This is a genomic window from Polaribacter sp. Z014, assembly GCF_023555435.1.
Lineage (GTDB): Bacteria > Bacteroidota > Bacteroidia > Flavobacteriales > Flavobacteriaceae > Polaribacter.
Window position 1 is genome coordinate 1 of the sequence record NZ_JALCZP010000109.1, and the last position, 725, is coordinate 725.

1 protein-coding gene and 1 pseudogene are annotated in these 725 nt (G+C 33.8%); both read left to right on the forward strand.

The window, feature by feature from the left end; translation table 11 throughout:
• Positions 1-40 precede the first annotated feature (40 nt).
• The gene (locus tag MPF19_RS19135; RefSeq protein WP_203394321.1) at positions 41-382 is read left to right on the forward strand and encodes an ISAon1 family transposase N-terminal region protein; all 342 of its coding nucleotides are present in this window, start codon (positions 41-43) and stop codon (positions 380-382) included.
• Between the two features lie 10 nt (positions 383-392).
• Positions 393-725, forward strand: a pseudogene (locus MPF19_RS19140) (ISAon1 family transposase); the annotation flags it as partial.

Consider the following 725-nt stretch of genomic DNA (forward strand, 5'->3'; position numbering starts at 1 on the left):
TTGGGGAGAATCTTATCTTTGGAAAAAAAGTAATTAGATTTTGAATACAGAATTAGCCCGTTATTTGTTGCCCGAAGGGCTATTAGAATATTTTGATATTGTAGCAGATATTACTACTGATAATCAAACCCACTTCTATTTAGAAGAAAAAAACATGCTTCCACAAGAATACCGTTCTGAAATAGCACAATCAAAAGGTTTCTTATCCGAAATAACCATAGAAGATTTCCCCCTTCGAGGCAAACCGGTACTACTCCATATAAAAAGAAGACGTTGGACACTTATTGATACCGGTAAAATCATAAAAAGAGATTGGAATTTAGTAGCTAAAGGCACTCGTATAACTAAGGAGTTTGCCTCTTTTTTAAAAGAACTCTCTTGATAATCATGTTGTGAGCGCTAAGCGCTTTGGAGATTACTACAGAATTAACAGTAAAACCTTACAACATCAATACAAAAACCATCTAAGTGATTTCAATGATTGGACTCAAAAAGACCACGCAGAAAATTGGTTACTATACCCAAAGAATTTAGGTAAATATTTAAGCTTAGATGAGACCTCTCTATCCAATGGTGAGCTTTATACTATTTTAACCAATAAAAATGCCAACGGTAAAAAAGGAAGTATAGTCGCTATTGTAAAGGGTACCAAAGCTCAGGATGTCATTGATGTGATTCATAAAATTTCAAGAGAAAGACGAAACATGGTTAAAGAAGTTACTGTA